This window comes from Xanthomonas sp. SHU 308, assembly GCF_000364645.1.
In the GTDB taxonomy this organism is placed as follows: Bacteria; Pseudomonadota; Gammaproteobacteria; order Xanthomonadales; family Xanthomonadaceae; genus Xanthomonas_A; species Xanthomonas_A sontii.
In genome coordinates this window covers 1-1,758 of record NZ_AQOK01000538.1, presented here as the reverse complement: position 1 = coordinate 1,758, position 1,758 = coordinate 1, and the positions used below count along the sequence as shown (strand labels likewise).

The 1,758-nt window shown below is 70.1% G+C and carries 2 protein-coding genes; both read right to left on the bottom strand.

Features of this window, described 5'->3' with window-relative positions; genetic code table 11:
• Positions 1-1,335 (bottom strand): S41 family peptidase (locus D588_RS0116000; protein ID WP_026143781.1); only part of this gene is annotated, 1,335 nt, incomplete at its 3' end.
• Between the two features lie 104 nt (positions 1,336-1,439).
• On the bottom strand, positions 1,440-1,758 hold a 319-nt coding region (locus D588_RS25045; RefSeq protein ID WP_043085365.1), incomplete at its 5' end, for a peptidoglycan DD-metalloendopeptidase family protein.

Genomic DNA, 1,758 nt, shown 5'->3' with positions numbered 1-1,758 from the left:
GGCCGGTGCCGCCGCGGCCGCCCGCGCCACCGCGCCGGGCTGCTTCAGTTCGGCCAGCGCCTGCGCGATCGGGCCGTCGCCCGGCAGCACGTCGCCGGCGGTGTAGCCCTCGGCACCCTCGTCGTCGCCATGCAGGTGGCCCGGAAGGGTCGCTTCGCTGTAGTCGGCGATCGCCGCCGGCTTGTCGGCATCGTCCGCGCTGGCCTCCGGATGCAGCACCACGTCGGGCACGATGCCGCTGGCCTGGATCGACTTGCCGCTGGGGGTGTAGTACCGCGCCGTGGTCAGCTTGACCGAGTCGCCGTTGTCCAGCGGCAGCACGGTCTGCACCGAGCCCTTGCCGAAGGTGCGGCTGCCGACGATGCGCGCGCGCTTGTTGTCGCGCAGCGCACCGGCCAGCACTTCCGAGGCGCTGGCCGAACCGGCATCCACCAGCACCACCATCGGCGCGCCGTTGAGCAGGTCGCCGGGGGTGGCGTCGAACTTGGAATCGCTGACCGAGATGCGCCCGCGGGTGCTGACGATGGTGCCCTTGTCGAGCACGTCGTCGGCCACCTGCACCGCCGCGGTCAGCAGGCCGCCCGGATTGCTGCGCAGGTCCAGCACCAGGCCGCGCAGCTTGCCGCCGGCCTGCGCCTGCAGCTGCTGCAACTGCTTGTGGAAATCGGCGCCGGTGTCGGCCTGGAAGGTGCTGATGCGGATATAGCCGTAGCCGGGTTCGAGCATGCGGCTGCGCACGCTGGCCACGCGGATGGTCTGCCGGGTCAGGGTCACGTCGAACGGCTTGGCGACCTTGTCGCGGGCGATGGTCAGTACGACCTTGCTGCCCGGCTCGCCGCGCAGCGGCTCCATCGCCTTGACCGCGCTGATCGGCTTGCCGTCGATGGCGATGATGATGTCGCCCGAGCGCAGGCCGGCGCGCGCGGCGGGCGTGTCGTCGATCGGCGACACCACCTTGAGCGTGTTGTCCGGCAGCTGCAGCAGCTCCACGCCGATGCCGTCGTAGGCGCCGCTGGTCTGCTCGTCGAAGGCTTCGGCGTCTTCCTTGCTGAAATACGTGCTGTGCGGATCCAGGTCCAGCAGCAGGCCGCGGATGGCGGACTGCATCAGCTTCTTGTCGTCGACCGGATCGACGTAGGCTTCCTTCACCGCGTTGTAGACCGCCACGTAGCGGCGGATCTCGTCCAGCGGCACCTTGGCGCTGGCCGATTCGGTGGAATCCGGATCATCGGCGCTGGCCGCCGGGGCCGTGGGCGTCTGCGCCTCGGCGCGTTGCGCCATCGACGGCAGCGGCGCCAGAGCGAGCAACAGGGCTGCGGACAGGACTACGCGCATGAAGCACTCCGATTGGGGAAGACCCGCACCGTGCACGGCGCGGTTGTCCGGATTATGCGCGAAGCCGAGCTAAATTCGCGTTGAACGCGCCGCGCCGGCGTGGCTCAGCGGCGCTGCAGCCACGACGCCGGATCCACCGGCTGGCCATTGCGACGCAGTTCGAAGTACAGCGCCGGGCGGCCCTGCCCGCCGGAATTGCCGACCTTGGCCACCGCATCGCCGCGCTTGACCTTGGCGCCCGCGTCGCGCAGCAGGGTGTCGTTGTGCGCGTACAGGCTCATGTAGCCATTGCCGTGGTCCACGATCAGGATCATGCCGTAGCCGGTCATCCAGTCGGAGAACACCACCGTGCCGTCGGCGACCGCGTTGACGGTGCTGCCGGCGGGCGCGGCGATCAGCACGCCGCTGCTGGTGCGCCCATCG